Annotated in this window: 18 protein-coding genes, 1 tRNA gene, 1 pseudogene and 1 riboswitch; of the genes and pseudogenes, 8 read left to right on the forward strand and 12 right to left on the reverse strand. The window is 46.0% G+C overall.

Annotation, left to right across the window (positions count from 1 at the left end; translation table 11 throughout):
- The first annotated feature begins 10 nt into the window (after positions 1-10).
- The 5 genes and pseudogenes from pstC to H3V14_RS10975 form a co-directional block, all read left to right on the forward strand.
- Entirely contained in the window at positions 11-1,495 is a 1,485-nt protein-coding gene (gene pstC, locus H3V14_RS02895; RefSeq protein WP_198226401.1) for a phosphate ABC transporter permease subunit PstC, read from the forward strand.
- Positions 1,492-2,784: a phosphate ABC transporter permease PstA gene (gene pstA, locus H3V14_RS02900; protein ID WP_198226403.1), complete on the forward strand. Its 1,293-nt coding sequence runs from the start codon at positions 1,492-1,494 to the stop codon at positions 2,782-2,784. The genes pstC and pstA overlap by 4 nt, the downstream gene beginning before the upstream one ends.
- Positions 2,785-2,852: 68 nt before the next feature.
- Positions 2,853-3,611 carry a phosphate ABC transporter ATP-binding protein PstB gene (gene pstB, locus H3V14_RS02905; RefSeq protein ID WP_198226405.1) on the forward strand — a complete coding sequence of 253 codons (759 nt, stop codon included), beginning with the start codon at positions 2,853-2,855 and terminating at the stop codon, positions 3,609-3,611.
- Between the two features lie 17 nt (positions 3,612-3,628).
- Complete coding sequence (gene phoU, locus H3V14_RS02910; RefSeq protein ID WP_198214086.1) at positions 3,629-4,351, forward strand: phosphate signaling complex protein PhoU; 723 nt, start codon at positions 3,629-3,631, stop codon at positions 4,349-4,351.
- Between the two features lie 1,041 nt (positions 4,352-5,392).
- Positions 5,393-5,969, forward strand: a pseudogene (locus H3V14_RS10975) (cell wall hydrolase); the annotation flags it as partial.
- 950 nt (positions 5,970-6,919) lie between these two features.
- Here the strand turns inward: H3V14_RS10975 and H3V14_RS02920 are convergent.
- The 3 genes from H3V14_RS02920 to H3V14_RS02930 all read right to left on the reverse strand — a co-directional run bounded on the left by H3V14_RS02920 (position 6,920) and on the right by H3V14_RS02930 (position 10,887).
- Positions 6,920-9,289 carry a membrane-bound PQQ-dependent dehydrogenase, glucose/quinate/shikimate family gene (locus H3V14_RS02920; protein ID WP_198226409.1) on the reverse strand — a complete coding sequence of 790 codons (2,370 nt, stop codon included), beginning with the start codon at positions 9,287-9,289 and terminating at the stop codon, positions 6,920-6,922.
- A gap of 374 nt (positions 9,290-9,663) precedes the next feature.
- Positions 9,664-9,737, reverse strand: a tRNA-Gly gene (locus H3V14_RS02925).
- Positions 9,738-9,792: 55 nt separating this feature from the next.
- Positions 9,793-10,887 carry a 2'-deoxycytidine 5'-triphosphate deaminase gene (locus H3V14_RS02930; RefSeq protein ID WP_210326523.1) on the reverse strand — a complete coding sequence of 365 codons (1,095 nt, stop codon included), beginning with the start codon at positions 10,885-10,887 and terminating at the stop codon, positions 9,793-9,795.
- A gap of 88 nt (positions 10,888-10,975) precedes the next feature.
- Positions 10,976-11,011: riboswitch (SAM riboswitch) on the forward strand.
- Positions 11,012-11,181: 170 nt separating this feature from the next.
- On the opposite strand from H3V14_RS02930, the gene H3V14_RS02935 reads away from it, so the two are divergent.
- The 3 genes from H3V14_RS02935 to H3V14_RS02945 all read left to right on the forward strand — a co-directional run bounded on the left by H3V14_RS02935 (position 11,182) and on the right by H3V14_RS02945 (position 15,168).
- The gene (locus tag H3V14_RS02935; RefSeq protein ID WP_077970205.1) at positions 11,182-12,375 is read left to right on the forward strand and encodes an O-succinylhomoserine sulfhydrylase; all 1,194 of its coding nucleotides are present in this window, start codon (positions 11,182-11,184) and stop codon (positions 12,373-12,375) included.
- Positions 12,376-12,544: 169 nt separating this feature from the next.
- Complete coding sequence (gene mutL / locus H3V14_RS02940) at positions 12,545-14,410, forward strand: DNA mismatch repair endonuclease MutL (RefSeq protein WP_198226411.1); 1,866 nt, start codon at positions 12,545-12,547, stop codon at positions 14,408-14,410.
- 518 nt (positions 14,411-14,928) lie between these two features.
- Positions 14,929-15,168, forward strand: a complete 240-nt coding sequence (locus tag H3V14_RS02945) for a DUF2093 domain-containing protein (protein ID WP_075869960.1) — start codon at positions 14,929-14,931, stop codon at positions 15,166-15,168.
- Positions 15,169-15,232: 64 nt separating this feature from the next.
- On the opposite strand, the gene lpxK is transcribed toward H3V14_RS02945, so the two are convergent.
- The 9 genes from lpxK to rsmD form a co-directional block, all read right to left on the reverse strand.
- Positions 15,233-16,255, reverse strand: coding sequence for a tetraacyldisaccharide 4'-kinase (gene lpxK, locus H3V14_RS02950; protein ID WP_198226413.1), 1,023 nt, complete (start codon positions 16,253-16,255; stop codon positions 15,233-15,235).
- A complete protein-coding gene (waaA, locus tag H3V14_RS02955) occupies positions 16,245-17,567 on the reverse strand; it encodes a lipid IV(A) 3-deoxy-D-manno-octulosonic acid transferase (protein WP_198226415.1) in 1,323 nt (440 codons plus the stop codon). Before waaA ends, lpxK begins: the two co-directional genes overlap by 11 nt.
- Positions 17,568-17,577: 10 nt before the next feature.
- Entirely contained in the window at positions 17,578-18,333 is a 756-nt protein-coding gene (locus H3V14_RS02960) for a lysophospholipid acyltransferase family protein (RefSeq protein ID WP_075869775.1), read from the reverse strand.
- A gap of 227 nt (positions 18,334-18,560) precedes the next feature.
- Entirely contained in the window at positions 18,561-18,806 is a 246-nt protein-coding gene (locus H3V14_RS02965; protein ID WP_075913544.1) for a DUF4170 domain-containing protein, read from the reverse strand.
- Positions 18,807-18,851: 45 nt separating this feature from the next.
- Positions 18,852-19,652 carry a 3'(2'),5'-bisphosphate nucleotidase CysQ gene (locus H3V14_RS02970; RefSeq protein WP_198226417.1) on the reverse strand — a complete coding sequence of 267 codons (801 nt, stop codon included), beginning with the start codon at positions 19,650-19,652 and terminating at the stop codon, positions 18,852-18,854.
- Positions 19,639-20,970, reverse strand: a complete 1,332-nt coding sequence (locus H3V14_RS02975) for a TldD/PmbA family protein (RefSeq protein ID WP_198226419.1) — start codon at positions 20,968-20,970, stop codon at positions 19,639-19,641. The genes H3V14_RS02970 and H3V14_RS02975 overlap by 14 nt, the downstream gene beginning before the upstream one ends.
- A gap of 466 nt (positions 20,971-21,436) precedes the next feature.
- Positions 21,437-22,765, reverse strand: coding sequence for a pitrilysin family protein (locus H3V14_RS02980; protein ID WP_246784936.1), 1,329 nt, complete (start codon positions 22,763-22,765; stop codon positions 21,437-21,439).
- Positions 22,766-22,773: 8 nt separating this feature from the next.
- Complete coding sequence (locus H3V14_RS02985; protein ID WP_246784938.1) at positions 22,774-24,126, reverse strand: pitrilysin family protein; 1,353 nt, start codon at positions 24,124-24,126, stop codon at positions 22,774-22,776.
- A 146-nt stretch (positions 24,127-24,272) separates the two neighbouring features.
- Positions 24,273-24,830 (reverse strand): 16S rRNA (guanine(966)-N(2))-methyltransferase RsmD, encoded by a 558-nt coding sequence (gene rsmD / locus H3V14_RS02990; RefSeq protein WP_198226423.1) that lies wholly within the window; start codon positions 24,828-24,830, stop codon positions 24,273-24,275.
- Positions 24,831-25,269: the final 439 nt, after the last annotated feature.

The following is a 25,269-nucleotide window of genomic DNA, read 5'->3' on the forward strand; positions in this document are numbered from 1 at the left end:
GGAAAATGGAATGTCCATATCACTATTAATCTTGGTTGTTTTTGCTCTTGGCATTATCGGTTTCGTGCTATCGGGAAAACGTGCCGTTACAATCGAGAAAATGGGTAAAAAAATGCATTCCCGACCATATTATTATGGTTGGTGGACATTTTTATTGACGGTTGTTCCCGCTGTTCTTTTTCTTTTTCTCTGGCAATTGGGAAGCACAATCTATCTTGAAGCACACGCTTCTTCCCGACTGACAGACATCATAAAAAGTGGAGAGTCGTTAAACCATAATTTGGCATTAAGTACCGTTGATAGTCTTGGCCATGCTTTTTCAGTCGCTCGAACCGACATTGCCGATCTTGATCGTGATAATTCTTTTTCTTCACTCATTTATGAAAAAATACGCAGCGATATGGCAAAAAAAGGAATTATGCTACCAAGTGGAGGTGCGGATAGTCTCATTCCTGTTGCCGTTGAATGGTATAAAGGGGCAACGAAGTCCCATTTCTATTGTTTGATTATCACATTGGCTATTTCAATTGTTGGCCTGTTTTGTGGAATTCATGGTGTGGGAGAAAAAAAACGCGCCCGCAACAAAGTCGAAAAGATGATCTTTGCCGGTCTCGTTATTGCCTCTATCGTGGCCATTCTTGCAACCATCGGCATTTTCTTTTCGATGCTTTTCCAGACAATCAGTTTTTTTAAAGTTGTGCCGTTATCGAATTTCTTTTTCGGTACTGTTTGGGACCCGCGTTTTAGTGCAAGTGGCTCGGCGGCTACTGTTGGACAATTCGGTTTGCTGCCGCTTTTGGCCGGTACGCTCTATATTGCATTGGTTTCGATGATTTTTGCGGTTCCTGTCGGGCTTTTTGCCGCAATTTATATGTCGGAATATGCTTCCCGTCGTATGCGGGCAATTATCAAACCGTTATTGGAAGTTCTGGCCGGTATTCCGACAATTGTTTACGGGTTTTTCGCTCTGGTTACTGTCGGGCCGTTTTTACGTGATCTTTCAATTGCTATTGCAGGCGGGCAAGGCTTCATCATGTCACAGAGCGTTTTGACAGCCGGCCTTGTTATGGGCATTATGCTGATACCTTTTGTTTCTTCACTTTCCGACGATATTATTTCGGCGGTACCACAGGCTTTGCGTGACGGTTCATACGGGCTTGGAGCCACACAGTCGGAAACCATCAAAAAGGTTGTTCTTCCGGCGGCATTGCCGGGGATTGTGGGTGCAGTATTGCTCACCGCGTCACGGGCTATCGGCGAGACGATGATTGTCGTCCTTGCAGCCGGTGTTGCCGCAAATCTGACCCTTGATCCGTTCGAGGCAATGACAACAATAACAGTAAAAATCGTCAACCAGCTCACTGGTGACCTTGAATTCAATTCGCCGCAAACACTGGTTGCTTTTGCTCTCGGTATGACGCTTTTTGTACTGACACTTTTGATGAATGTTTTTGCGCTTTATGTCGTGCGTAAATATAGGGAACAATATGAATGAGTAACGTTGTTCAAACGCCAAGACGTGACATCGGGTTAAAGCGCCGTTATCGGGCGGAACGACGTTTCCGTGCATATGGAATTTCAGCAATCGGGGTGGGGCTTTTATTCCTCGTTATTCTTTTGTGGTCGATTATCTCTCAAGGGGTGAGCGCGTTTCAGCAGACAACAATGACCTTGCCGGTCTATCTGGACGAACACATTATCGACCCGAAAGGCGAGCGGCTCACAAATCCCAAAATTCTCATTACTGCAAATTATCCGCTTCTTGTGCGCAACGCTCTTGCTGAAAAACTCGGTATCGATAAAAATGATCATCCTGCAATGCGCGAACTCAATCGTATGATTTCTGGCGGCGTGCGTGTCGAAATACGTGAGCTTCTTTCCGAACATCCCGATTATATCGGTAAAACCCGTACTATTGATGTGTTGGCTGCCGCCGATATTGATTCAGCTTTTAAAGGGCAAATCGACCTATCTGTTCCCGAACAAAATCGTAAAGTCACCAATCGCCAGATTGGGTGGATGGAAAAACTCGCTTCCGACGGCACACTTCATAAAGCCTTCAATAAAGGGCTTTTTACATTCGGGGCCTCGAGCCGTCCGGAAACATCCGGACTTGGTGTTGCAATTATCGGTTCGGCCTATATGATGGCAATTGTATTGATATTGTCTTTGCCGATTGGGGTTGCAACAGCCATTTATCTCGAGGAGTTTGCCCGCCGCAGCAAATTCAATGATATAATTGAGGTCAACATCAATAATCTTGCGGCTGTTCCCTCTATTGTTTTCGGCTTGTTGGGGCTTTCCATCTTTATCAATTTTCTGCATCTGCCGCGCGCTTCGTCAATCGTCGGAGGTCTCGTATTAACGCTTATGACGCTGCCAACCATCATCATTGCAACGCGGGCTGCTTTGCGGGCTGTTCCGCCTTCAATCCGCGATGGGGCATTGGGATTAGGAGCATCAAAAACGCAAACGATTTTTGGTCATGTTTTGCCACTTGCTTTTCCCGGGATTCTCACCGGTACAATCCTCGGTCTTGCAAGGGCTTTGGGGGAGACAGCGCCACTTTTATTAATCGGCATGGTCGCGTTTGTTGCAAATTATCCTGCAACGCCGATGGAACCGGCAACAGCTTTGCCAGTGCAAATTTATATGTGGGCAAACGAACCGGAACGTGCCTTTAATGAACGTACATTTGGTGCGATCATCATTTTGATGGCGTTTCTTGCTATTATGAATATAGCGGCGGTGTTGTTGCGTCGTAAGTTTGAACGGCGCTGGTAGAATTATGGTTTTATAGAGTGATTTAGCAAACTTGTTCTGGCTTTGAACAAAATAGGATTAGGTTGATAATGAAAATCAAGATGCGTGGTCAGGATGTCAAAGTGTTTTATGGCGCCAAAGAAGCGTTGCATGGTGTCAACCTTGATATTCCCGAACATCAGGTTATGGCACTGATTGGTCCGTCCGGTTGCGGTAAGTCAACTTTCCTGCGTTGTCTCAATCGCATGAATGATACAATTGACGGGGCAAAAGTCACCGGTCTTATTACTCTTGACGGGCAGAATATTTATGATCCCGACATTGACGTTGTCGAATTGCGTGCCCGTGTCGGTATGGTCTTTCAAAAGCCCAATCCTTTTCCGAAGTCCATATATGAGAATGTCGCCTACGGGCCACGTATTCACGGGCTTGCCAAATCACGAAAGGAACTTGATACGATTGTTGAACAAAGCCTTATCAAGGCCGGTTTATTTGACGAGGTGAAAGACCGTTTGAATGATGCCGGTACCGGTCTTTCAGGTGGACAACAGCAACGCTTGTGCATTGCACGCGCCATTGCGGTCAGTCCGGAAGTTATCTTGATGGATGAACCCTGTTCCGCACTCGACCCGATTGCAACGGCGCGCATTGAAGAATTGATTGATGATTTGCGCGAGAATTTTACGATTGTTATCGTCACCCATTCAATGCAGCAAGCTGCACGCGTTTCGCAATTTACAGCGATGTTCCATTTGGGAGATCTGGTTGAAGTGGGAGAAACAGAGATGATGTTCACATCGCCAAAAGAGCAACGTACGCAAGATTATATCACCGGTCGTTTCGGCTAAATTCAGGGAGCACGCTTATGCCAATCAATCATACTGTCCGTTCATTCGATGAGGAATTGGGCTACCTTGAAGCAAAAATTGCCAAAATGGGAACTTTTGCCAGTGAGATGATCGAGGAAGCAGTCAATGCTGTGATCAATAACGATCTTGATCTCGCTAAAAAAGTTATTTCCGATGATATGTTTCTTGATGAAACTGAACGCGAAATTGACGAAAAATCGGTAGCAATTATCGCCAAACGCCAGCCAATGGCGGTGGATTTGCGCGAAATTATCGGTGCTATGCGCATTGCAGCCGATCTGGAACGTGTTGGCGATATGGGTAAAAATATCGCAAAAAGGGCGGCTGCAATTGTCGAAAGCCGGCAACCGGCGAGTTTATATCATGGCCTGCAATCATTCGCGACACTGACGCTCAATCAGCTCAAGGAAGTGTTGGACGCTTATGCGAGCCGCTCGCTTGAACGGATTGATGCTGTGCGTAACAGGGATGAAGAGATTGACGCCATGTACACATCGCTGTTTCGCGAGCTCCTCACTTATATGATGGAAGATCCGCGCAATATTACGGCTTGCACACATTTGCTATTTTGCGCCAAAAATATCGAACGTATCGGTGATCACGCAACCAATATTGCCGAGGCATTGCACTATATTATGACCGGTACTTATTTGAGCACTGACCGTCCGCGTGATGACACCACCTATAAGGTTGGAGCTGACGGAAAAACCGCAGAATAATATCTGGCATAACAGGGCCTTTCGTTTGGGAAACGTGACCTAGTGACACCCTTAAAACGCTTGCGACCTATCCAAATAAAATTTCAGTGCTATGACGCTTTATTGTTTGATGTCGCAGGAACGCGCTTTTTTCAGTAACAATAATAGCTAGCCCTTATTTTGCATGTGCATTCTGCCAGTGAGATGTTCATTTTCTTAACTGGCAGGCAGAGCGCTTCGACACTTGTCCGCGCGTTCGACAGTCAAAATATGCCTGCGTGTTTGCAGAAATAAACACAGCTTTTCATGTCTTTCATTTAAAAATATGTTTTTCTCACTCCGCAATCGAAGTTTTTTCAAACGCCCGGATCAGGCAATAAACGCGCTTCAATAACACATCGGATAACGTAGTTTGCCGGTGGCAAATAGGGGAATAAAAAGCGTAAATGCCTGCTTAAAACAGGGAACGCAAATAAAAAATAACAGCGAGAATGCGTAGAACGCCAATAAAGGGAAAGTAGGAAAAGTCGAAAAATCTAAAGAAAAAATGAAAAGCAATAGCCACGTGGAGGGCTCTAAAACCTTGCTAAAGCAATCGGTAAAATTGCTGTCTGACATTATCGTTTGAGGAATTCTGTGGCCGCTTTTTGAGAAAAAATCAGACGTTTTGAATAATTTGTCGGTTTAGCGTTAACAATTGGTGAAGAACCGCAGTGACAAACTCGCAGGAAATGACCTTCAAGCAGATGATGTGAACGTATGTCACCGTTAAAACAGTAATAAAATAACAAACAAAAACAATATGTTAATTTGAAAATCCAGATAGATTTCGGTTGTTTTGAATTTCCCGTTTTAATGGGTGTCTTTGCGGTTGTTCATGGGGTGCAAAAACGCGGTTAATTAATTTTAAAAGGTTTAAAGCGATAGTCATTTTCAGGGATTTTGGTTCAATAAACCGGATCGCAATGGGGGCTCAAAAAGGATTGCCTTCATTTGGCCTTTTTTTGCCCTTGTTTTTATAGGCGAGAAAGAAAACGAAACTTAAGAATGGTATTTGATAAGATGAAAAAACTCCGTTGGGCAAGTACCGCTGCAATCATGCTTGCACCGTTCATCGTTACAGGCTGTGCGTCGACCCATTTCGGTTTCGGGCATAAAAATAATAAACAGGCTTCCTTTCCCCTGACAGAGCGCACTTGTCTGATGCGGGCAATGTATTTTGAATCAAACCGTTCAAGCCGCGATGGTATGATTGCAGTTGGTACCGTCGTCATGAATCGCGTGAATTCGACTGCTTATCCGAAGACAATTTGCGGCGTTGTCGGCCAGCCCAATCAATTTGCTCCCGGTGTTTTGACCAAACCGATGACCGAGCCTGCTGCAATGGCAAGAGCCGGTGAAGCGGCTGACGCGGTATTACGTGGCGAGCGGGCCAAAAAAAGCAAGAATGCCATGTTTTTTCACACTGCCGGTTTGACATTCCCATATAAAAATATCCATTATGTTCAGGTCGCCGGTGGCAATGCCTTTTATGAAAAGCGCGGGCGTGATGGCGAATTGCAAGTCCCGACCAATGACGCACCTTATGATGTCGCTTTTGCTTTCGCACAGGAAAAGAGCGGAAAAGCGCCTCAATTTACAACGCCGGGTCGGGGGGCCCAGCCGGTAGCGCCAAAAGCGGTTTCGGAACCGGCACCTGCACTTCCGGTCAAGACAGCGCCGGCAAGCGAACCGGTAATGATTGCACAGGCTCAACCTGTACCGGTTGAAGCCAAACCTTTTTCATCACAGAAAAGCGCTTCTACCCACCAAACCAATACGGTTGTAGCAGATGCAAAGCCGGCAGTATCCCATGCAAAGCCGGTTGAAAAGGCTCCAGAACCTTATCTACCATTCCAAACGGCTCCTACTCCTGCACCAAAACAGGTTATGGTCGCCGATGCGCATTATAATTATGCCCCGAAGCCTGCTGCCCGTACAGTTGACCATACTCAAACCGGTTCAACAACCGTTGGCTATCCCACACCATCAAAGGAAAAAGTCGATGAAATTGGCGCTATTTTACAAAAACAGGATAAGAACAAAAGGTTCTGATGAATTTTTGTGAAATAGCCTGATTGAAAGGGCATTTTTACAAGCTACTTTATGCCTCAAGCCCGCAATATTCTGCGGGCTTTTTATTAGGATTTTTTCGTTTTCCGACAATTTTTACCGATTTGATTTCTAACTGCTGCTACGTTTTAAGGCCGTTAGAATCTATTCAAAGTGTTTTCAACTTGGCGATGAATTTGAAGAATATTGTTTTTCCAAGAGAAAATAAGCCAGAAACATTCATCTTGATGTTTCTTCCAAATGAATTTTTAAAATAAAATAAATGAAAATTGAAACATAATATATATAAGAAAGATGTTATTTTTAATAAAATTAAGTTTTGTTTTTTAATAGTTTTATTTTTAACTTTAAAAAAATTATTGGATAAACATTAAAAACGACCCGCCACATGAAAGTGGCAGATCCGATTTTAGCTCATTCCAACGTTGCCGATATTTCAAACATTCGGGAAACAGGAGTTTTTGCTTCTATTAAAGCCTAGTCCTTCAAAGCATAGGCAATGACATAATCACCCCGTTTCGGGTTTTGGCGTGCGCCACCCGCAGTAATGACAATATATTGTTTGCCGGTTTTTGGTGAAATATAAGTCATCGGACCACCTTGGCTGCCGACAGGCAAACGCGACTTCCAGATTTCTTTGCCTGTGCGGCTATCAAAAGCACGCAAATAAAAATCCTGCGTTCCGGCAAAGAACACAAGGCCGGATTGTGTCGCTAAAGAGGGACCCAGTGTTGGCATTCCGATCGGAACAGGCACTCCGAGTGCGATATTGAGCGGCCCCGTGTCCCTGACAGTGCCAACCGGAACCTGCCAAACAATTTTACGGGTTTTGAGATCAATTGCCGACATTGTGCCAAAAGGTGGCTTCTGACAGGGGACGCCAAGCGGCGAAAGGAAGCGCATGCGCATAGCACCGAAAGGTGTTCCGGCCATGGGGACAATGCCCATTTCAATGCCGGACGCGCTTTCAGGAATATCTTTGCGCTTGACAAGATAATTGGCAAGGCCAAGGCGCATATCATTGACGAAAACATAGTTCAATGTCGGATCAATCGAGACAGATCCCCAATTCATACCGCCGAGTGAACCCGGCATTTGTAATGAATAATCAAGCCCCGGCGGGGTGAACACACCCTGATGACGCATTTTGGCAAATTCGATCCGGCATAGAAGCTTGTCGAATGGTGTCGTACCCCACATATCGGCTTCTGTTAAAGTTGCATTGCCGAATGACGGCATCCCGACAGAGAAGCGCTGTGTTGGCGAATAACGTTCACCAGCAACGTTACCCTGCGGTACCGGTTTTTCTTCAACATCCGCAATCGGTTCTCCGGTTTCACGGTTGAGCAGGAAGACCTCTCCCTGTTTGGTGACCTGAACGAGTGCCGGTACGATATTTCCATCATTATCGGGTGCGTCAAGCAGAACAGGTTGTGCGGGCGTATCAAAATCCCAAATGTCATGATGCACAAATTGGTAATGCCAACGCACTTCGCCGGTCTTCACATCGACAGCCACAACGGAAGACGAGTATTTATCGTCTTCGGCTGTGCGATAGCCTGCCCAGAAATCGGGTGTCGAATTGCCTGTCGGCAAATAGACAAGTCCGAGTTTTTCGTCATATGACATTGCCGCCCAGACATTCGGTGTTCCGCGTGTATAGGTTTGTCCTTCCGGCGGAAGTCCGTGAATATCAGGATTGCCGGGATCCCAAGCCCAGACAAGATGACCATCTTTCACGTCATAGGCTCTGACAACCCCCGGCGGTTCATCAGTCGAGAAATTGTCGGCCACGCGCCCGCCGACAATGACAACATCGCCGGCAACAAGTGGTGTCGATGTTTGCTGGTAATAACCGGGTTTGACCTCACCCATACCGGCTTTAAGATCAACAGTGCCTTTATCTCCGAATTCTTCGCAAGGTTTTCCGGTTGCCGCATCAAGTGCAATGAGTCTTGCGTCTCCCGTTGGTAAAAACAGCCGTGCCTGACAAGCCGCATCAGCTTTCAAACCTTTGATTGGCTGAGCTTCGTGATAACCCAAGCCGCGGCAACGTTGCCAGTTCGGCCCTGTTCCATGAGGGTCGTACATCCAGTTCTGTTTGCCGCTATCGACGTCGAATGAAAGCACCTTGCCATAGGCTGTACAAACATAAAGATTGGAGCCGATCTGTAGCGGGGTATTCTGGTCTTCTGCCCCCGAGCCGTTACTTTGGGGAATGTCACCGGTATGGGCAATCCAGGCAACATCAAGTTTTTTGATATTGGCAGGCGTTATCTGGTCTAGGGCTGCAAAGCGGCTACCATAATCGTCATTGCCCCAGTTTTTCCAGTCTTTTTGTTCATTAGCCGGTTGCACCGGTAATGCAGCTTTGGCTTTTTCTGTCGCGTGGATGACATTTTTCGGTATAAACGAACTGGCAATTGTTGCCGCCATGCCGATAAACACCAAACCGGCCAAAACGAGCGACGCCGAGCCGACAATTTTCCCTTGTTTTTTTGCCATTGGTCTATAGGCAAGCAAGACTAGAAAAAAGGCTACAGACAAAGCAAAGAGGTTGGAAAATTGTTGCCAGTAATCAAACCCCGCCTCATGATAAGACCATAGTGCACTCATCACATAAATAAAAGCGAAGATCCACACACTCAGACGATTGAGCCGGATCATGAATAAACCCGACAGGAGTAACAGGATGCCGAGCGCCAGATAATACCATGTCCGGCTCCCGAGATAGAGGAGATACCCCCCGAGAAGAGTAAAATATAGTCCCGCTAATAATACCAACAAGCTTAGAAGAATAACCAGACAAACAGTCATTCTTGAAGGGCCATTTTTAAACCTGATCATTTGAACATCTCACTGATTGAAAATATTTTCGGGGTTTTTTCAGATTGTTATTTTTGCCAATCCTTTGCATAAAGTCAAAACAGCGTCAATTCAGTACCCGTTCATATGAGTGTGATGAGTGATAGTTTTTATAATAAGAATGATAACAATATTTCATATATAAGATTTTTTCTTTAATTATTATTTTAATTCAATTTAAAAATAATTTTTGATTCGGTAATCAAATAGCAGATATATAACTTTTACAATTTTAAAAATAAGTAAATCTGTTTTTTTATGTTTAAATTATTCAATGGAACATATCCACATAAACAAAATATAATTAGTGAACGGATAAATATTGGAAGAAGAGAAAGAGGCAACAGTCAAAGAGCTGGAGCGGGTAGCGGGAATCGAACCCGCGCGTTCAGCTTGGGAAGCTGACAGGCTACCATTACATCATACCCGCAAAATGCGTGACACACGGATGCAATCTTTAATGCTTTTTGTCAAGCACCCTCTCATCAAAGTGGTTTAAAATGTTTTGACAGTTTCAAGCCCTGTGCTTGGTAATTCGAGCCGAGATCACGCCCGTAAAGAGATTTCGGATGCCTCAACATGTGTTCATAAACGAGATGTCCGACAATTTGTCCGTGTTCGAGGATGAAGGGAACTTCATGGCTGCGCACTTCAAGAACAGCGCGCGAGCCTTTGCCACCGGCTTCATTATTGCCGAAACCGGGGTCGAAAAATCCGGCATAGTGAACGCGAAACTCTCCAATCAACGGGTCAAATGGTGTCATTTCAGCAGCAAAGAGCGGCGGGACATGAACTGCTTCGCGTGAGACGAGAATATAAAATTCGTCCGGATCGAGGATGAGCGAATGCGAACCCCGATCATAAATCGGTTCCCAAAAATCGAGCACATCTGCCACGCCCCGCTTATCCACGTCGATAACGCCGGTATGATGTTTGCCGCGATAGCCGACAAGTCCCTTGGAATTACCTGTAAGATCAATCGAAAGCCCGACGCCGCTTGCAGTAATATTGGGATGCTCATCGGAAACCAGCATTTCTTTTTTGTGAAGGGCAAGAAGCTCACTTTCATTCAAGCCGCTTTTACCTTTACGAAAACGGATTTGAGAAAGTCTTGAACCGGTGCGAACAATAATAGGAAATGTACGCGGGCTTATTTCGAGATATAGTTTTCCGTGATAACCACTCGTGACTTTATCAAATTCTTGTGCATAATCTGTTATGATACGGGTGAAAATATCCAGTCGTCCGGTTGAACTTTTCGGATTGGCAGATGCACAAAGCTCATCGGAAAGTGCGAGCGTTTCGATAAGAGGTACAATGTAGACGCAACCCGTTTCAAGCACCGCACCATTTTCGAGCTCGAATTCGTGTAGCTTGAATTGTTCAAGTTTATCAATAACTTGTTTTTCAGGTCCGGGGAGAAAAGAAGCACGGACACGATAGGCTTTTTTGCCCAACCGCAAATCGAGACTGGCCGGCTGTATCTGATCTTTGTCCAACGGCCGATCCGATTTCAAAATATTATTTTCAAATAAACTTTGAATATCGCTATCTGCCAGAATGCCGCTTGAGCGTGCCATGATGACTACCTTTTACTATTTACTATTATCTCTTTAACGCGTTCACGGATTGACGCAAGCTTTTGAAGAGCATAAGGAAGGTTTATCCCGTGGTGATTTGGGCCGGCCGGCTTGCAGCCACGCTTGGGTTTATGGAATTTAAACGCATTCCGATGGCAGCGTAAAGTCATCAGTTCCAATTCCATAAAACCCTGATAAAATGCTAAAAGGCCGTAAGACCAAGCGGACTTTTGGCATCTTCTTTTTCAATCTTTACCATGACGGCAAAGGTTTTTTGACGAAAGCAGGTGACTTATGACACTTAATCCGCATCGTAAATACCGTACCGCTACAGAAATGGTTCATGCGGGGACTCAACGCTCTCCTTATGGAGAAGTCTGTGAAGCAATTTATTTAACACAGGGCTTTACCTATCCGAGTGCCGAAGCAGCCGAAAGGCGTTTCGACGGAGAGGATCCGGGCTTTGTCTATTCACGTTATGCCAATCCGACCAACGATATGTTTGAAAAACGTATGTGTGCGTTGGAAGGTGCAGAAAGTGCACGCGCACTTGCTTCGGGAATGGCCGCTGTCTCGACAGCTATTTTATGTTTTGTGAAAGCGGGCGACCATTTTGTTGCGGCCCGTTCCATGTTTGGTTCCTGCCGTTATATCATTGAAAAAGTTTTGCCCCGTTATGGTGTTGAAGTTTCAATCATTGACGGGCGCAAAATCGAAAATTGGGAAAAGGCGATCCGACCCAATACACGCGGGATATTTTTTGAAACACCGGCCAATCCGACTTTGGAAATAGTCGACATTAAAGCGGTTTCGGAACTTGCCCACAAAGTTGGTGCAACTGTCATTGTCGATAATGTATTCGCAACACCACTTTATCAAAAGCCGCTCGAACTTGGTGCTGATGTGGTCGTCTATTCTACCACCAAACATATTGACGGGCATGGGCGTTGTCTTGGCGGAATGGTTTTATCGAGTGAAGAATGGATGACAGAAAATTTTCAGGACTTCTTCCGTCATACAGGACCCGGAATGAGCCCCTATGTCGCATGGCTCATGTTGAAAAGTCTCGAAACGCTTCCGCTGCGTGTTGAGGAAATGACACGCTCGGCAGCAAAACTTGCCGATTTTATCAGCGGGCATAAGGCGGTTGCAAAATGTGTTTATCCCGGACGTGACGACCACCCGCAAAGAGATATTATAAAAAAGCAGATGACGGGCGGTTCGACAATGATTGCCTTTGAATTGAAGGGTGGCAAAAAAGCTGCTTTTTCATTCTGTAATCATCTGACAATTCCGCTTATTTCCAATAACCTTGGCGACACACGTTCCATCATGACGCATCCCGCAACCACAACCCACCAGAGCATCGGCCCCGAAGCACGTGCCGAACTTGGCATCAGTGACGGATTGTTGCGTTTTTCGGTTGGTCTCGAAGATGTTGACGATTTGTTGGAAGATGTCGAACAGGCATTGAACGCAACACTCTGATAAATAGATTATCCGGATCGTTCAAAATATTTACGGCGCGAGCTTTTTTAAAAGGCTTGCGCTTTTTTTAATATGGCCTCAATCAGGATAATTCATTCAAGAGGGATAATGCCGGAGCACAAATGTGCTTTTGCTATACGCCGATTTATGAATCGGTTATAACGGCTTCATGACAATACATCATCTCAGTGAAACCGTAATTAACCAGATTGCAGCGGGCGAAGTGATCGAACGTCCGGCAAGTGTGGTTAAAGAACTCGTCGAAAATGCTATTGATGCCGGCGCGACACGGATAGAAATTGTGACGGCCGGCGGCGGAAAAAGCCTGATCCGCGTGTCCGATAACGGATGCGGTATTGCGGAGGACGAACTTGAACTCGCAATATCACGCCATTGCACATCCAAACTTGACGATAATGTTCACGACATCCATTCACTTGGATTTCGTGGTGAAGCTTTGCCGTCAATCGGTTCGGTTTCAAAGTTGAAAATGCTGTCACGCACAGCTTCTTCGGAACATGCGGCTGAAATTGTTGTCAATGCCGGACATGTTGATGGGCCGCGTCCCGCAGCCGGTAATGCGGGAACAATTGTTGAGGTGCGCGATCTTTTTTACGTCACACCGGCGCGTCTCAAATTCATGAAGACAGATCGTGCCGAAGCCAATGCGATAACCGATGTTGTCAAACGGATTGCCATTGCATTTCCAAATGTCCGCTTTTCGCTTTCCGGTACAGATCGCTCGATGCTTGATTTTCCTGCAACCGGTACAGGCGAAGAAGCACAGTTACAGCGGATAACCCAAATTCTGGGAAAAGATTTTGCTCCTAACAGTATTACTCTTGATGCAATGCGGGAAGGAGTGGAGCTTAAAGGCTTTGCAGGCATACCATCTTTCAATCGGGGCAATAGTTTACACCAGTTTGCTTATGTGAACGGGCGACCGGTGCGTGATAAATTGATATTAGGTGCCATTCGCGGGGCTTATGCCGATGCAATGGCGCGTGACCGTTATTCGGTTTGTGTGCTTTTCATCAATCTTCCTGCATCCGATGTCGATGTGAATGTCCATCCGGCAAAGGCGGATGTGCGCTTTCGCGATCAGGGGTTAGTGCGCGGGCTTATTGTCGGCGGTATCCGTGAGGCTTTAAGTCATGCTGGCATTCACCCCGCAACGACGGGGGCGGACGCCATGCTTAAAAGCTTTCGTCCCGATGGTGTTCCACCTTCATCATCTGTTCCGCCGCACCCGACCTATTATAATAACGGAGCTTTTTCCTATAATTCATATTCAAGAGCGCCGGTGCCGCCAGCAGCGCAAATGGTCAACCAACCGCTTTATAATGCGCCTTCATCAGGCTTCAATGAAGACTATGGAAATGTGCTAGGCGATCTTGATCAACCGACAACAGATAGCCGTCCGGCAATGGAAATTCCAACAGTCGAGGAACAGCGTTTTCCCCTTGGTGCAGCACGCGCACAAATCCATAAAAACTATATCATTGCCCAAACTGAAGACAGCCTCATTATCGTCGATCAACATGCAGCACATGAGCGGCTGGTTTACGAGGCTTTGAAAAAGGCACTCTATTCCAAGCCTTTGCCATCCCAGATGTTGCTTATTCCCGAAATTGTGGAATTGCCGGAAGAAGATGCAACTCGCCTATTGACGCATGCAGAAACGCTGCAAAAGTTCGGTTTGAAAATTGAACCCTTCGGCCCCGGTGCCGTCGCAGTTCGCGAAACACCTGCCATGCTTGGCGAAGTGGATGTCAAAGGCCTTATTGCCGATTTGGCAGATGAAGCCGCCGATTATGATACAACAAACGGGCTTAAAGCCATGCTCGATTATGTTGCGGCAACCATGGCCTGCCACGGTTCGGTGCGTTCCGGCCGCCTATTGCGTGCGGAAGAAATGAATGCGCTTTTACGCCAGATGGAGGCAACCCCGGGTTCGGGAACCTGTAATCACGGACGCCCGACCTATGTCGAGCTGAAGCTTACCGATATTGAAAGATTGTTCGGCCGCCGTTGATTGTTTTAGTTGAAAGGCTGCGGGCGTCTGTTCGTAACTGTTGCTTAAAAACAGATAGTTTTGAATGAACAAAGCCGGTGTGCAGGTTTGTGTGTCAATTTTATGCGCCGGAAAAACGCTTAGCGCACGGAATTATGCGGCTGAATTAAACCGGAAATGCTTCGGTTGATCGATTTCCGGTGCTTTTCCTGAAAAACAGGTTTGCTTTTCGGTTTACCGTGAAGTCATTTAATTCATTGATATGTTTTTCCTCTCGTAACAAAAACCGTCCAGTCTTCAGTTTTGAAAGTTTGTGCCGGATAGGTGCGAAAAGCTTGAACGAGAAAAAATTCGAACGAAAACAAAAAGCTTTTAGATCGGGTAATGGATGGAGAAGATAAAAAGTGAACTTTTTCAAAAGTACGATATGTTTGAACGACTATCAATAGTTTCGTGAGCAAAGGATTTAAGGCTTTTATAGTTTTCTCTAACGCTTTATAATCATCGCCGATAAGCAATCTGAAAGGTTTAGAATAATGATGTTTCCCGGTGGTGAACGCGAGGCGCAACTCCATTATCTGAGTGGCGATTATGAGGTTTTAACACACGGAACCTATGTTTTATGTGCAATTACAGGCGAGAAAATTCCGCTGGACGAGCTAAGATATTGGAGTGCACCACGTCAGGAAGCTTATGCAAGTTGCGAAATTTCCTATCGCCGCGAACTTGAATGCGATCCCCGTTTACGTAAGCTTTTAGGTACAACGCTTAAAAAATAAGCGTTATTTATAGTTTATGAATTCAGTTTAAAGAAAAGCGCCCATATAAGGCGCTTTTTGATTTTTATTCTTTGTTGGAGCGGTTTTTGAACGCCTCAAGTGTTTCATTTATCCGTTGCTCACAAAAATCCGGATCATCAAATTGAACTTCGACATCAAACACAACAAGATTTTCAAGCTTCTTGTCTTGTCCATCGGTTTTTAAACGGGCAAAATCTTTTGCGGTGGTTGCAATAAAAAGGTGTTTTGCCTTTGCCGAGCCGATAATGTCATCAAGGTCGAAATCTGTATAAAAATGATGGTCGGCAAAAACCCGTGTTTGTTCAACTTTCCCATCCAATTCTCCAATCGAACGGAAAAATTTTTGCGGATTTCCTATGCCTGCAAATGCCAGAAACTTTTTGCCTGAAACAGCATCGGTGGCAGAAGGCACAAGATGGGCAAAGTTTAAAGGTTTTGCTGCACGGGCGGCCATATGGATAACTTCGTTACCTTTGTCACCATTGCCAATCATCAGCACACTATCGGTATAAGCCAGTTGGGTTACAAGCGGTGCACGAAGTGGACCTGCCGGAAACACAGCATTGTTACCCAAACCGCGCAAACCATCCACCACCATCAGGGCATAATCGACGAATAAACGACGACTTTGAAAACCATCGTCCATCAGGATGAGATTGCATCCTTGTTGTTGTAAAAGTTTTGCCGCTTCAAATCTGTCGGTTGCTACAGCAACCGGTGCATGTCGGGCAAGAAGCAATGGTTCATCACCGACTTCCCGGGCCTTGTCAAATTCGAGGTCGATGAGATGGGCACTGCGTATTTCGCCACCATAGCCACGCGAAACAATTCCCGGATTAAGACCAAGTTTTTTGGCCGCATCCGCAAGACTGATAACAACCGGAGTTTTTCCCGTTCCACCAAGCGTAAAATTGCCGACACACAAAACCGGAAGATCAATCACCGGAATATTTTCGCGTTCCATTCTACGGCGGGCAAAATAACCGTAAATCCACGAAACCGGCAATAAAAGCCAACGCATGAGTTTTTGTTCATTCCACCAGAAGTCAGGTGCCTCACCAACCATGATTGGTATCCTGATGATGAAGCTTGGCCTGCATGATCAATGGATCAATGAACGGCCGTAGCACTTTTAACGTGCGTTCGAGCGCTCCACTCATATTTGTGGCTGTATCGTAAGCCGCTTCGATCATTTCATAACGTGTCGGCTCGTGAGTCAAAAGTGTGTTGAGCTGGACGGCCAATTGCGTGGCATCTTCAACGATTCTTGCTGCATTATTTGCAAAAAATACATCGAATGTATCTTTGAAATTTTCCACATGTGGACCTGTCAGAATAGCCGATCCGAGAAGCGCCGGTTCAAGCGGATTGTGTCCACCGGTTTCTGTTAGTGACTTGCCGATAAACGAAACTTTTGCAAGTTGTAAAAATACCCCCATTTCTCCGATAGTATCAACGAGTATAATATCGGTATTCTCATCGGGCATCCGTTTTTCACTGTGTCGAATAACGTGAAGGGATTTCTTTTCAAGTTCTTCCATAATTGCGTCAGCCCGTTCGGGATGACGGGGCACAATGATCGTCAAAAGATTAGGCAGCCGTGTTTTTAATGCAAGATGAACTTCGGCAGCGATATTCTCTTCCCCCTCATGGGTGGAGATAGCCGCCCAAACCAGCCGGTTATGCAGTCTTGCACGATATTGCATTAACAGATTTTTATCGGCAGACGGTGCAATGTCGGCTTTCAGATTCCCCGAGACTGCGACCGTTTTGACACCGAGTGCATGATATTGTTCGGCATCGCTTTCGCTTTGTCCGATGGCTGCATCAATCTGCCTGAAAATGTGCGAAGCGAGAGCAGGCCGCTTTTGCCATGAATGGAATGAACGGCCGGACATATGTGCGTTCACCATGACTTGCGGGATGTGACGGCGCGCAAGCCCGTTGATTCGTAATGGCCAGATTTCTGATTCGCAAACAAGTGCCAGATCAGGTTTCCAGTGATCGAGAAACCTTCTTATCGCCGGTTTAACGTCAAGCGGCGCAAATTGGTGAATAACGCGGCTGCCGAAACGGTTTTCGACGAGGCTTGCAGATGTAACGGTGCCGGTTGTTAAAAGGACATTGATATGAAGTTGTAAAATACGGTCAATGAGCGGAACAAGCGCCAGTGTTTCTCCCACACTTGCGGCATGAAGCCAGATAAGTGGCCCTTCCGGCCGCTTCTTGTTTGTGCGCCCCATGCGTTCGCGTTTGCGGTGCGGGTCTTCCTTGCCGCGTGCTGCCCTCATGGAGAGATAGAAGGGAAGAAGTGGACTGATCAAGCCGCCTGCCATGCGATAGAGATAGAGTGCCGTGCGAGCCTTGAATTCCTTCATAGTGCTCCCCCTATTTTCTTTCTTTGAGGCGTTTTTCCGCCTCGTCCGTCAGACGGTTCATAATGTCGGAAAGTTCGATACGTTTTTGTTCCATAAGGTCGTCATCGGCATCTTCCGGTACATAAAACGCATCTCCCATGAGAAAGATAGAATGTCCGAATGGCAGCGGAATTACGGTTTTGTCCCAGGTTTTTTCCAAAATTTTTACATGGGAAAATGAATAGATATAGGGAACAATAGGGCGTCCGGATATTTTTGCGAGTAATATAATACCTTTGCCGGCTTCGCGCGCTTTTCCATGCGCAATATCGGCAATCATTGCGGCTGTTTTGCCTTCTTGTAATGCCCGTTTGAGAGTAAGCAATGCCCGTGCACCGCCTTTATCGGTATTTTGATGTTTTGTCCGTCCGCCCGAGCCGCGCACTGTTTCAAGACCCAGCTTTTCGCCGACCCGTGCATTGATCTCGGCATCAGCAGAGCGCGAAAACATGGCAATGATATGTTCTTTCTTGGGGCGCAAGAACGGCCCCATAATATGACGCCCATGCCAGAATGTAATAATAAACGGGTTATAGGCATCATGGGCGTTTTGCGGGTTATCCGAACCTTCAAGTCGTGGATTGGTCCAATAAACCAGACGCAGATAATTTGCCATGAGCGATACAACGATCGCTTTTGTTATGCGGGCGTTCATCAATGGATAACGGATTTTACGCCACAGGCGGTTTAAAAAGTCCGATTTTTTTTGTTTTTTCTTTTCAGTCATTCAAGTGTCGAACCAATCACTTTTAACGAAGCGGGCCGCAATCCCGTTATTGAAAATAACATGAGCCCGCGAAGGCATTTGAAAAGCCAATCCGTGACACGGACTGTCATTGTCATAATCTCCTTACAAGATCAAGGCATGGCAATCAAATGCCGAGCAAAGAATGCAAAAATGCTTCAAAAAGTGTTAAAACTGTACCGGTTCGTTTCAGAATAAGCAAATATCTATTATTTGCTTTCGGTATGTTCAGGGTCGAGCAGACGGTGCAGGTGGACAATGAAATAGCGCTGCAGTGCATTATCGACACTTGATTGGGCCTTTGCCCGCCATGCGGCTTCAGCCGACTTGTAATCCGGAAAAATTCCTACGATATCAAGGTTATCAAGATCACGGAATTCGTTGCTATCAAGGTTCTTCAATTCTCCTCCGAAAACCAGATGCAATAGTTGTTTCGGTTCACCTGTCGCGCTCATATATACCTCCTATGATTACTCTACCCATTTTAATTCGTTAGCAGATTAACGAAATCGTATTTTACGGACAATATCTATCACGTTATCAAGCTCGCGGTTTAAGCCAGCAATCAAAAAATCGTGTTCAAATGGTGCTTTTCCATAAAGCGGTGTCTTATTGTCGATATCCCTTATCAAACCGCCACATTCCTGTAAGATCAGATCAGCTGCGGCGATATCCCAATCATGGCTCTCGGGCTTTATCAAGACGATGTTTATTTTTCCTTCGGCAGCAAGTGCGATGCGATAGGCAAGCGAAGGAAGATAATGTGCGAATGTGACATTGGACTTGAAGGCTTCCGGCAATTTCGCTTCAAATTTTCCGGTTGCAGAAACCACAAGTTTGCCTTCATGACCTTCAAGAAGTGGAAGTTTATTGCCATTAAGACTGGCACCTTTACCACGTTCAGCCTTGTAAACGGATCGGGTTGCAGGACAATCTAGAACGCCAACTTGGGAAATTCCGTCTTCGACAACGGCAACCGATACACACCAATGTTTTGAACCGGAAAGAAAACCGCGCGTTCCATCAATCGGATCAACTACAAAATATCGTTTATAGTCGTTATGCGGGCGTTCATCTCTGGTTTCTTCCGAAATCCATCCATAATTAGGCCGCGCGGTCAATAGAAGCTCTTTCAGAACTTTGTCGGCTGCAAAATCTCCTTCACTTACCGGTGAATTTCCCGGTTTGATCCACACTTTCGGGTCGTGGCCAAAAAAACTTAATGCTGTTTTTCCTGCTTGTTGAGCAGCATTGGCGATGAGTACGAGATCTTCGGAATTATGAACGTTATTTTCCAGCAAGGGTCATTCCTTCAATCAAAAGCGTTGGTGCTGCTGTACCATAGCGGCGGTCAATGTCGCTCGCCGGTGTGAGATGTGACAACATATCAATGAGATTGGAACCGAGAGTAACTTCACTAACCGGATAGGCAAGTTCGCCATTTTCAATCCAGAACCCCGATGCGCCGCGGCTATATTGACCGGTCACAAGATCAACACCATGGCCGAAGAGCTCGGTGACATAAAAGCCTTTTTTGATTGCTTTCATCATCTCATCTGGCGATTTTTCCCCGGGTTCGATTGCAAAATTGGTGCTTGCCGGTTGTACAGAAGAAGCCGAGCGCACGCCGTGACCATTGGTTTCAAGATGAAGTTCGCGGGCAACCGATGAAGATAAAAACCAGTGCCTGAGAACGCCATTTTCAATCACGTTGAGAGGCACACCTTCCACCCCTTCACCATCAAACGGGCGGGAGGAATTCCCTCGTTTTTTTAATGGCTGATCGGTAACCGTTATTGTCGGTTTCATAATCTGTTCGCCCATTCTGTTTTGCAACAGGCTGGTTTTGCGGGCGACTGCTGCTCCATTCACCATTGAAGCAATATGGCTTGCAATCGTGCGTGCCATCCGTGGCTCGAAAATAACATTGACAGTTCCGGTTTTTGCTTTCTGCGCATTCAACCTTCTAACGGCGCGCTCACCGGCGTTTTTCCCGATTGTCGTTGTCTTGTCGAGATCTTCGTGGTGAAGAGCGGTTGTATAATCATAGTCACGTTCCATTGCCGTTCCTTCGCCTGCAAGCGCACTGCACGAGAAGGAAAAACGGCTTGATTGATAGCTGCCGCAAAAACCGTCACTGGTTACGAGGACCAATCCACCACTTCCATAACCGGCAGAAGCGCCATCAGAGTTGGTGACACCTTTGACCGATAAAGCGGAATTTTCAGTTTCCAGAGCCTTTTCGGTGAGATATTTACTATCCGGAACAAATGGATCGAACAGATCAAGGTCTTTAGGGGCTTTCACAAGACGGGTGCGATCAGCCAAACCTTCAAAAGGATTTTCAGGTGAAACTTTGGCCATGGCAACCGCCCGTTCGGCAAGGCTTATCGGGTCGGCCGAAAGGTTTGCCGAAATACTCGCTACCCTTTTGCCGACAAATACCCGTAACGAGAAATCATCATTTTCCGAGGCTTCGGTTGCTTCCACTTTGCCAAGACGCACCGACACACTGACCGAGCGCGAGCGGACGATAACAGCATCCGAGCTATCGGCACCGGCTTTGCGTGCAGCTTCTACCAATGCAGAAGCTTTATCAATTTGGCTATCATGGACCATTACAGATTCCTCTCGATCATTTTGTTCAAGATTTTATAAAAACTTACGCTATAAAACTCAATTCTTTTCGTTGAATGTCGATATTATGTGAACGGGCAACAAGGATCTCGAGTGAGGAAAATTAGAAACTCGAAAATTATAGGAGTGTGTCGAGTAATTGCATCGATTGATTTTAAAAAAGTGAATGTTCGATCTGAAATTACCACAATTTTGGAAAAGATTTTGTTGCGCTGGTAAAGCCGGTTTAACGATCAAAATTCGAATAATAGCAACTATAACGATGACTTGGCGCTTTTACTTCGAAATGTGTGGCATCACGATTTTAAAGGCAGGAATTCGAAACGCCTTTTTCAGGTTCTTTTCATACTTTTTTCAAAAAGCAGGACGAAGGATAAGGATAGGTCAGCCCTTTTGTAAACAGAGTTGATGTCGGCTTTTTTAAAAAACCGGCATCAACTAATTTATTTTAACCTTTCGATGGGCCGATAATCAGCAAAGCAGGTTCCGGACGAAGCAGCTTTTCAGCAACTGCCTTGACCTGATCACGGGTAACCGCTTCAATCAGTGCACGGCGCTTTTCTATGTAGTCGATCGGCAGGTTCTCGTCCTGCAAGCCCACCAGTGTTGCTGCAATATCGGAAGAGGAACCCATATTCTGCACAGCATAGGAACCAATGACATAACTTTTTGCCTCATCAAGTTCCTGTTCGCTTACACCTTCATCAGCCATTTTTTTCACTTCGCTACGAATGGTAGAAAGAGATTTTTGTGCTTCGCTTGAACGGGTACCTGTTGATACAGCCAATGTTGCAGAATGGTCGTAAAGCATCAGGGATGAACCGACAGTGTAAGCAAGGCCGCGTTTTTCACGGACTTCCGAAAACAGACGTGATGTAAGCCCCGGCCCCCCCAGAACGTAGTTCATGAGATAAGCAGCAAAGAAATCGGGATCATTGCGTTTGACACCGGGGTAAACGAGCATCAGTGATGTTTGCGGCAAATCATAGTTAACATTAGCCATGCCGCCGAGATTGAGTTTTGCTTCTTCTATTTTCTTTAGTTCTGCTTTCTCCGGCAGGGCACCGAATATCTTGTCGATAATTGTTGCTGCTTCGTTTGCACTGACCGGTCCGACAATGCCGATATGGATATTGTCACGGGCAAACATGGTATGATGTGCTTTGACAAGATCATCACGGTTTATTGTGGCGAGTGTCTCCGGCGTACCTTCTCCGCGTCTTGCATAAGGATGTTTGCCATAAATCAACGTCAAAAGACGGTTTTGGGCGATGGTTTTCGGATCTTTTTCGGAAGCTTTGAGTTCGGCAACCAATTGTTCGCGGATGCGGTCAATAGCCTCGTCATCAAAACGGGGCTTCTGGACGGCAAGGGCAAGCAAGTTGAGAGCTTCGTCTCGTTTTTCGGCAAGCATTTTCATGTTTCCGCGCATTCTGTCACGTGTGACCGAAAATGCCATTTCTGCACCAAGCTCGTCAAGGCGGCTTTGGAACGCTTGCGAGTCCAAATCACCGGCACCTTCATCAAAAAGGCCGGTCATCAGGTTTGCCAAACCTTCTTTCCCTTCAGGATCCTGTGTTGTTCCGCCACCAATGGAAAATTGTATGGAAACAACCGGAACTGTGTTGTCTTCCACAAGCCACCCAGTAATGCCTTTTTTTGATGTTACATTTTCAATATTCAATGCATTGGCAAGCGAAACACCCAACCCGAAACTCAAAATCAACGAAAAAACAAGGATTGAAGCACGATGGAAAATAAGCGGTTTCTTGTTCATGGTGACCCTCATTTGCTTTTCTTTTGCTGGTTGGCACCTAGCGGTGATGCTTCGTGAACAGGGGGCAACAAATAACTGGTCACACTTTTATCCGTATCAAGATAGCGGTTGGCTACATCTTTGATATCGTCTGTTGTAACTTCCTTCAATCGATCCGGCCAATGGGTAACATCATCAATATTCATACCGACCGAAAGGGAACTACCGTAAATTTGTGCAAGACCGGCCGGACTATCGAGTGAAAATATCATATTTTTGATAAAACGGTTCCGCGCCTGATCAAGTTCGGCTTTTGTCACACCATTCTTGCGAATATCTTCAATTTCACTGGCAATCTGGTGTTGCACATCCTCGAGACTTGCCTCTCCGCGAGGCATTCCATAAAGATAAAATATACCGTCATCAACGGCATTGCCACTATAATTGGCACCGACAGATGCTGCCGATCCGTTTTTGACAACCAGTGTCTGGTATAACCGTCCGCGTGGTGCACCGCCTAAAATTTCGCCAAGCAAATCAAGTGCTTCAGCTTCTTTTTTGGCTTTCGCATTGTGATAGGAAGGAACGACCCACATTTTCTGGAAACTTGGCTCGCTCACTCGCGGATCATGCATTGTCACGGTGCGAAGTGTTTTCTTTTCCGGCTCTTGCGGGCGGATACGTGGGCCTATTTCAGAACGCACCGGCAGTTTGCCATAAATGTCGGAAGTCATTTCGCGCACTTTTTCCGCAGTAACGTCGCCCGAAATAATAAGTGTCGCATTATTCGGAGTGTAATATTTATTGTAGAAGGAAATCGCATCATCACGCGTCAGTTTTTCCATTTCCTGTTTCCAGCCGATAACAGGATTATGGTAAGGACTGTTCATGAACAATGTTGCCCTAGTGTCTTCAGCAAGCATTGCATCGGGACTGTTGTCGGTGCGCATGCGCCGTTCTTCAATGATAACATTTCTTTCCGGCGCGATCACTTCATCTGTCAAAACCAGATTTTCCATTCGGTCTGCTTCGAATTTCATAATTGTTTCGAGATATTCCGAGGCAACGCTCTGATAGTAACCGGTATAGTCATATGACGTGAAAGCATTTTCCTCACCGCCGATTTTGGCAATGAATTTCGAAAATTCGCCATCTTTATGGGTAGAAGTGCCTTTAAACATCAAATGTTCAAGGAAATGGGCAATGCCGGTATGCCCTTTCGGCTCGTCGGCAGAACCGACATGATACCAGATCATTTGTGTCACAACCGGTGCCCGATGATTTTCGATCACAACAACTTGCAGGCCATTTTTCAGGGTAAAACTTTGCGTTGGACCGGATTTGGTAATTTCAGGAAGATCAGGAGTGGTTGAAGTTGTCATTTGTGACTCTGTCGGGGTTTTCTCGCTTGTCTCCTCTGCATAAAGAGGAAAAAGCGCGCTCGTAGACAAAAGAACGCCAAACGTCGCTTTCAAAAACGTTTTTCTCATCAATTCAGGCACAGGCAAAACCTTTCTCGACTGTTTAATCACAATTGTAACATATAGAAATAAATAATTGTGCCACCATAATGGCGCTTGTCGTCAAGCTTAAAATTTTCCGGTAAACGAATTGTGGCCTCTTTGGTCTCTTCAAGCACAAAAAGCGCATTATTTTTTACCCAATGGCCTTCAACAGCGGCCGAAAACGCTTGTTCCCCCAGGCCATGGCCATAAGGTGGGTCGGCAAAAACAACGTCGAATGGTTGCATTGTTCCTATCTGCCCCAAACGTGTTGCATCACGGCGCAACAGCCGAGTAACCCCCTGTAATCCAAAGGTTTCGATATTTTTATGGATTAATCCACGCCCTTCAACCGACTGTTCGACAAAAGTGCAGGTTTCGGCACCACGCGAAAGCGCTTCAATGCCGAGTGCGCCGGTTCCTGAAAAAAGATCAAGCACGCGTTTTCCGTTCCAGAAATTCACTTGCCGTGATCCCAGAATATTGAACAGACTTTCACGCGTGCGATCGGTTGTCGGACGGATTTCCTGTCCTGCGGGCGTTGCAAGATGACGTCCGGAAAATTTACCGCCGACGACCCGCACTCGAGCCTCCGTCCGGCCGGCCGGAGCGATGGCCTCCGCTACGCCTGTTTCCTTTTGCATCGCCTTTACGATTTAGGAATTTGCTTGCTTTTTCGGGCTTACCCGCAAAAGCTTTTTTCCTGACGCGGTCATCTCTTGAAGAAAATGGTTTTTCGGAACGGTTGCCGGAAAAACGGGATGATCTTTTCCGGTTCTGCTCATCCGGATTTTGCTTCCCGTAATGACGGCGTGGAAAGTCAAATCCACCTTCGCGGCTTTCCGAAGAACCGCGATATTTTTTTTGAGGGCGATCAAAATCCTGTTTTTCGGAAAATTTCCGCTCTGTATTATATTTACTTGGCGGCTTTCCGGTGGCTAAACGTGGCTTATGGGAAAATTGTTTGTTTTCACCCTCAAAATTGCGATCGGGCTCACGATCACGCCAATGACCGGGTCCATC

The organism is Bartonella sp. W8151 (assembly GCF_016100385.1).
GTDB lineage: Bacteria > Pseudomonadota > Alphaproteobacteria > Rhizobiales > Rhizobiaceae > Bartonella > Bartonella apis.

Bases quoted from the DNA above. Each gene is read 5' to 3' on its own strand.
- H3V14_RS02930 (WP_210326523.1), bottom strand. From the start codon at position 10,887: ATGGCACGCTCAAGCGGCATTCTGGCAGATAGCGATATTCAAAGTTTA.
- H3V14_RS02965 (WP_075913544.1), bottom strand. From the start codon at position 18,806: ATGAGCGCGACAGGTGAACCGAAACAACTATTGCATCTGGTTTTCGGA.
- H3V14_RS02975 (WP_198226419.1), bottom strand. From the start codon at position 20,970: ATGGTCCATGATAGCCAAATTGATAAAGCTTCTGCATTGGTAGAAGCT.
- H3V14_RS02980 (WP_246784936.1), bottom strand. From the start codon at position 22,765: ATGAACAAGAAACCGCTTATTTTCCATCGTGCTTCAATCCTTGTTTTT.
- waaA (WP_198226415.1), bottom strand. From the start codon at position 17,567: ATGAAGGAATTCAAGGCTCGCACGGCACTCTATCTCTATCGCATGGCA.
- mutL (WP_198226411.1), top strand. From the start codon at position 12,545: ATGACAATACATCATCTCAGTGAAACCGTAATTAACCAGATTGCAGCG.
- H3V14_RS02985 (WP_246784938.1), bottom strand. From the start codon at position 24,126: ATGACAACTTCAACCACTCCTGATCTTCCTGAAATTACCAAATCCGGT.
- pstA (WP_198226403.1), top strand. From the start codon at position 1,492: ATGAGTAACGTTGTTCAAACGCCAAGACGTGACATCGGGTTAAAGCGC.
- phoU (WP_198214086.1), top strand. From the start codon at position 3,629: ATGCCAATCAATCATACTGTCCGTTCATTCGATGAGGAATTGGGCTAC.
- H3V14_RS02960 (WP_075869775.1), bottom strand. From the start codon at position 18,333: ATGACTGAAAAGAAAAAACAAAAAAAATCGGACTTTTTAAACCGCCTG.
- pstC (WP_198226401.1), top strand. From the start codon at position 11: ATGTCCATATCACTATTAATCTTGGTTGTTTTTGCTCTTGGCATTATC.
- H3V14_RS02935 (WP_077970205.1), top strand. From the start codon at position 11,182: ATGACACTTAATCCGCATCGTAAATACCGTACCGCTACAGAAATGGTT.
- lpxK (WP_198226413.1), bottom strand. From the start codon at position 16,255: ATGGTTGGTGAGGCACCTGACTTCTGGTGGAATGAACAAAAACTCATG.
- pstB (WP_198226405.1), top strand. From the start codon at position 2,853: ATGAAAATCAAGATGCGTGGTCAGGATGTCAAAGTGTTTTATGGCGCC.
- H3V14_RS02920 (WP_198226409.1), bottom strand. From the start codon at position 9,289: ATGATCAGGTTTAAAAATGGCCCTTCAAGAATGACTGTTTGTCTGGTT.
- H3V14_RS02945 (WP_075869960.1), top strand. From the start codon at position 14,929: ATGTTTCCCGGTGGTGAACGCGAGGCGCAACTCCATTATCTGAGTGGC.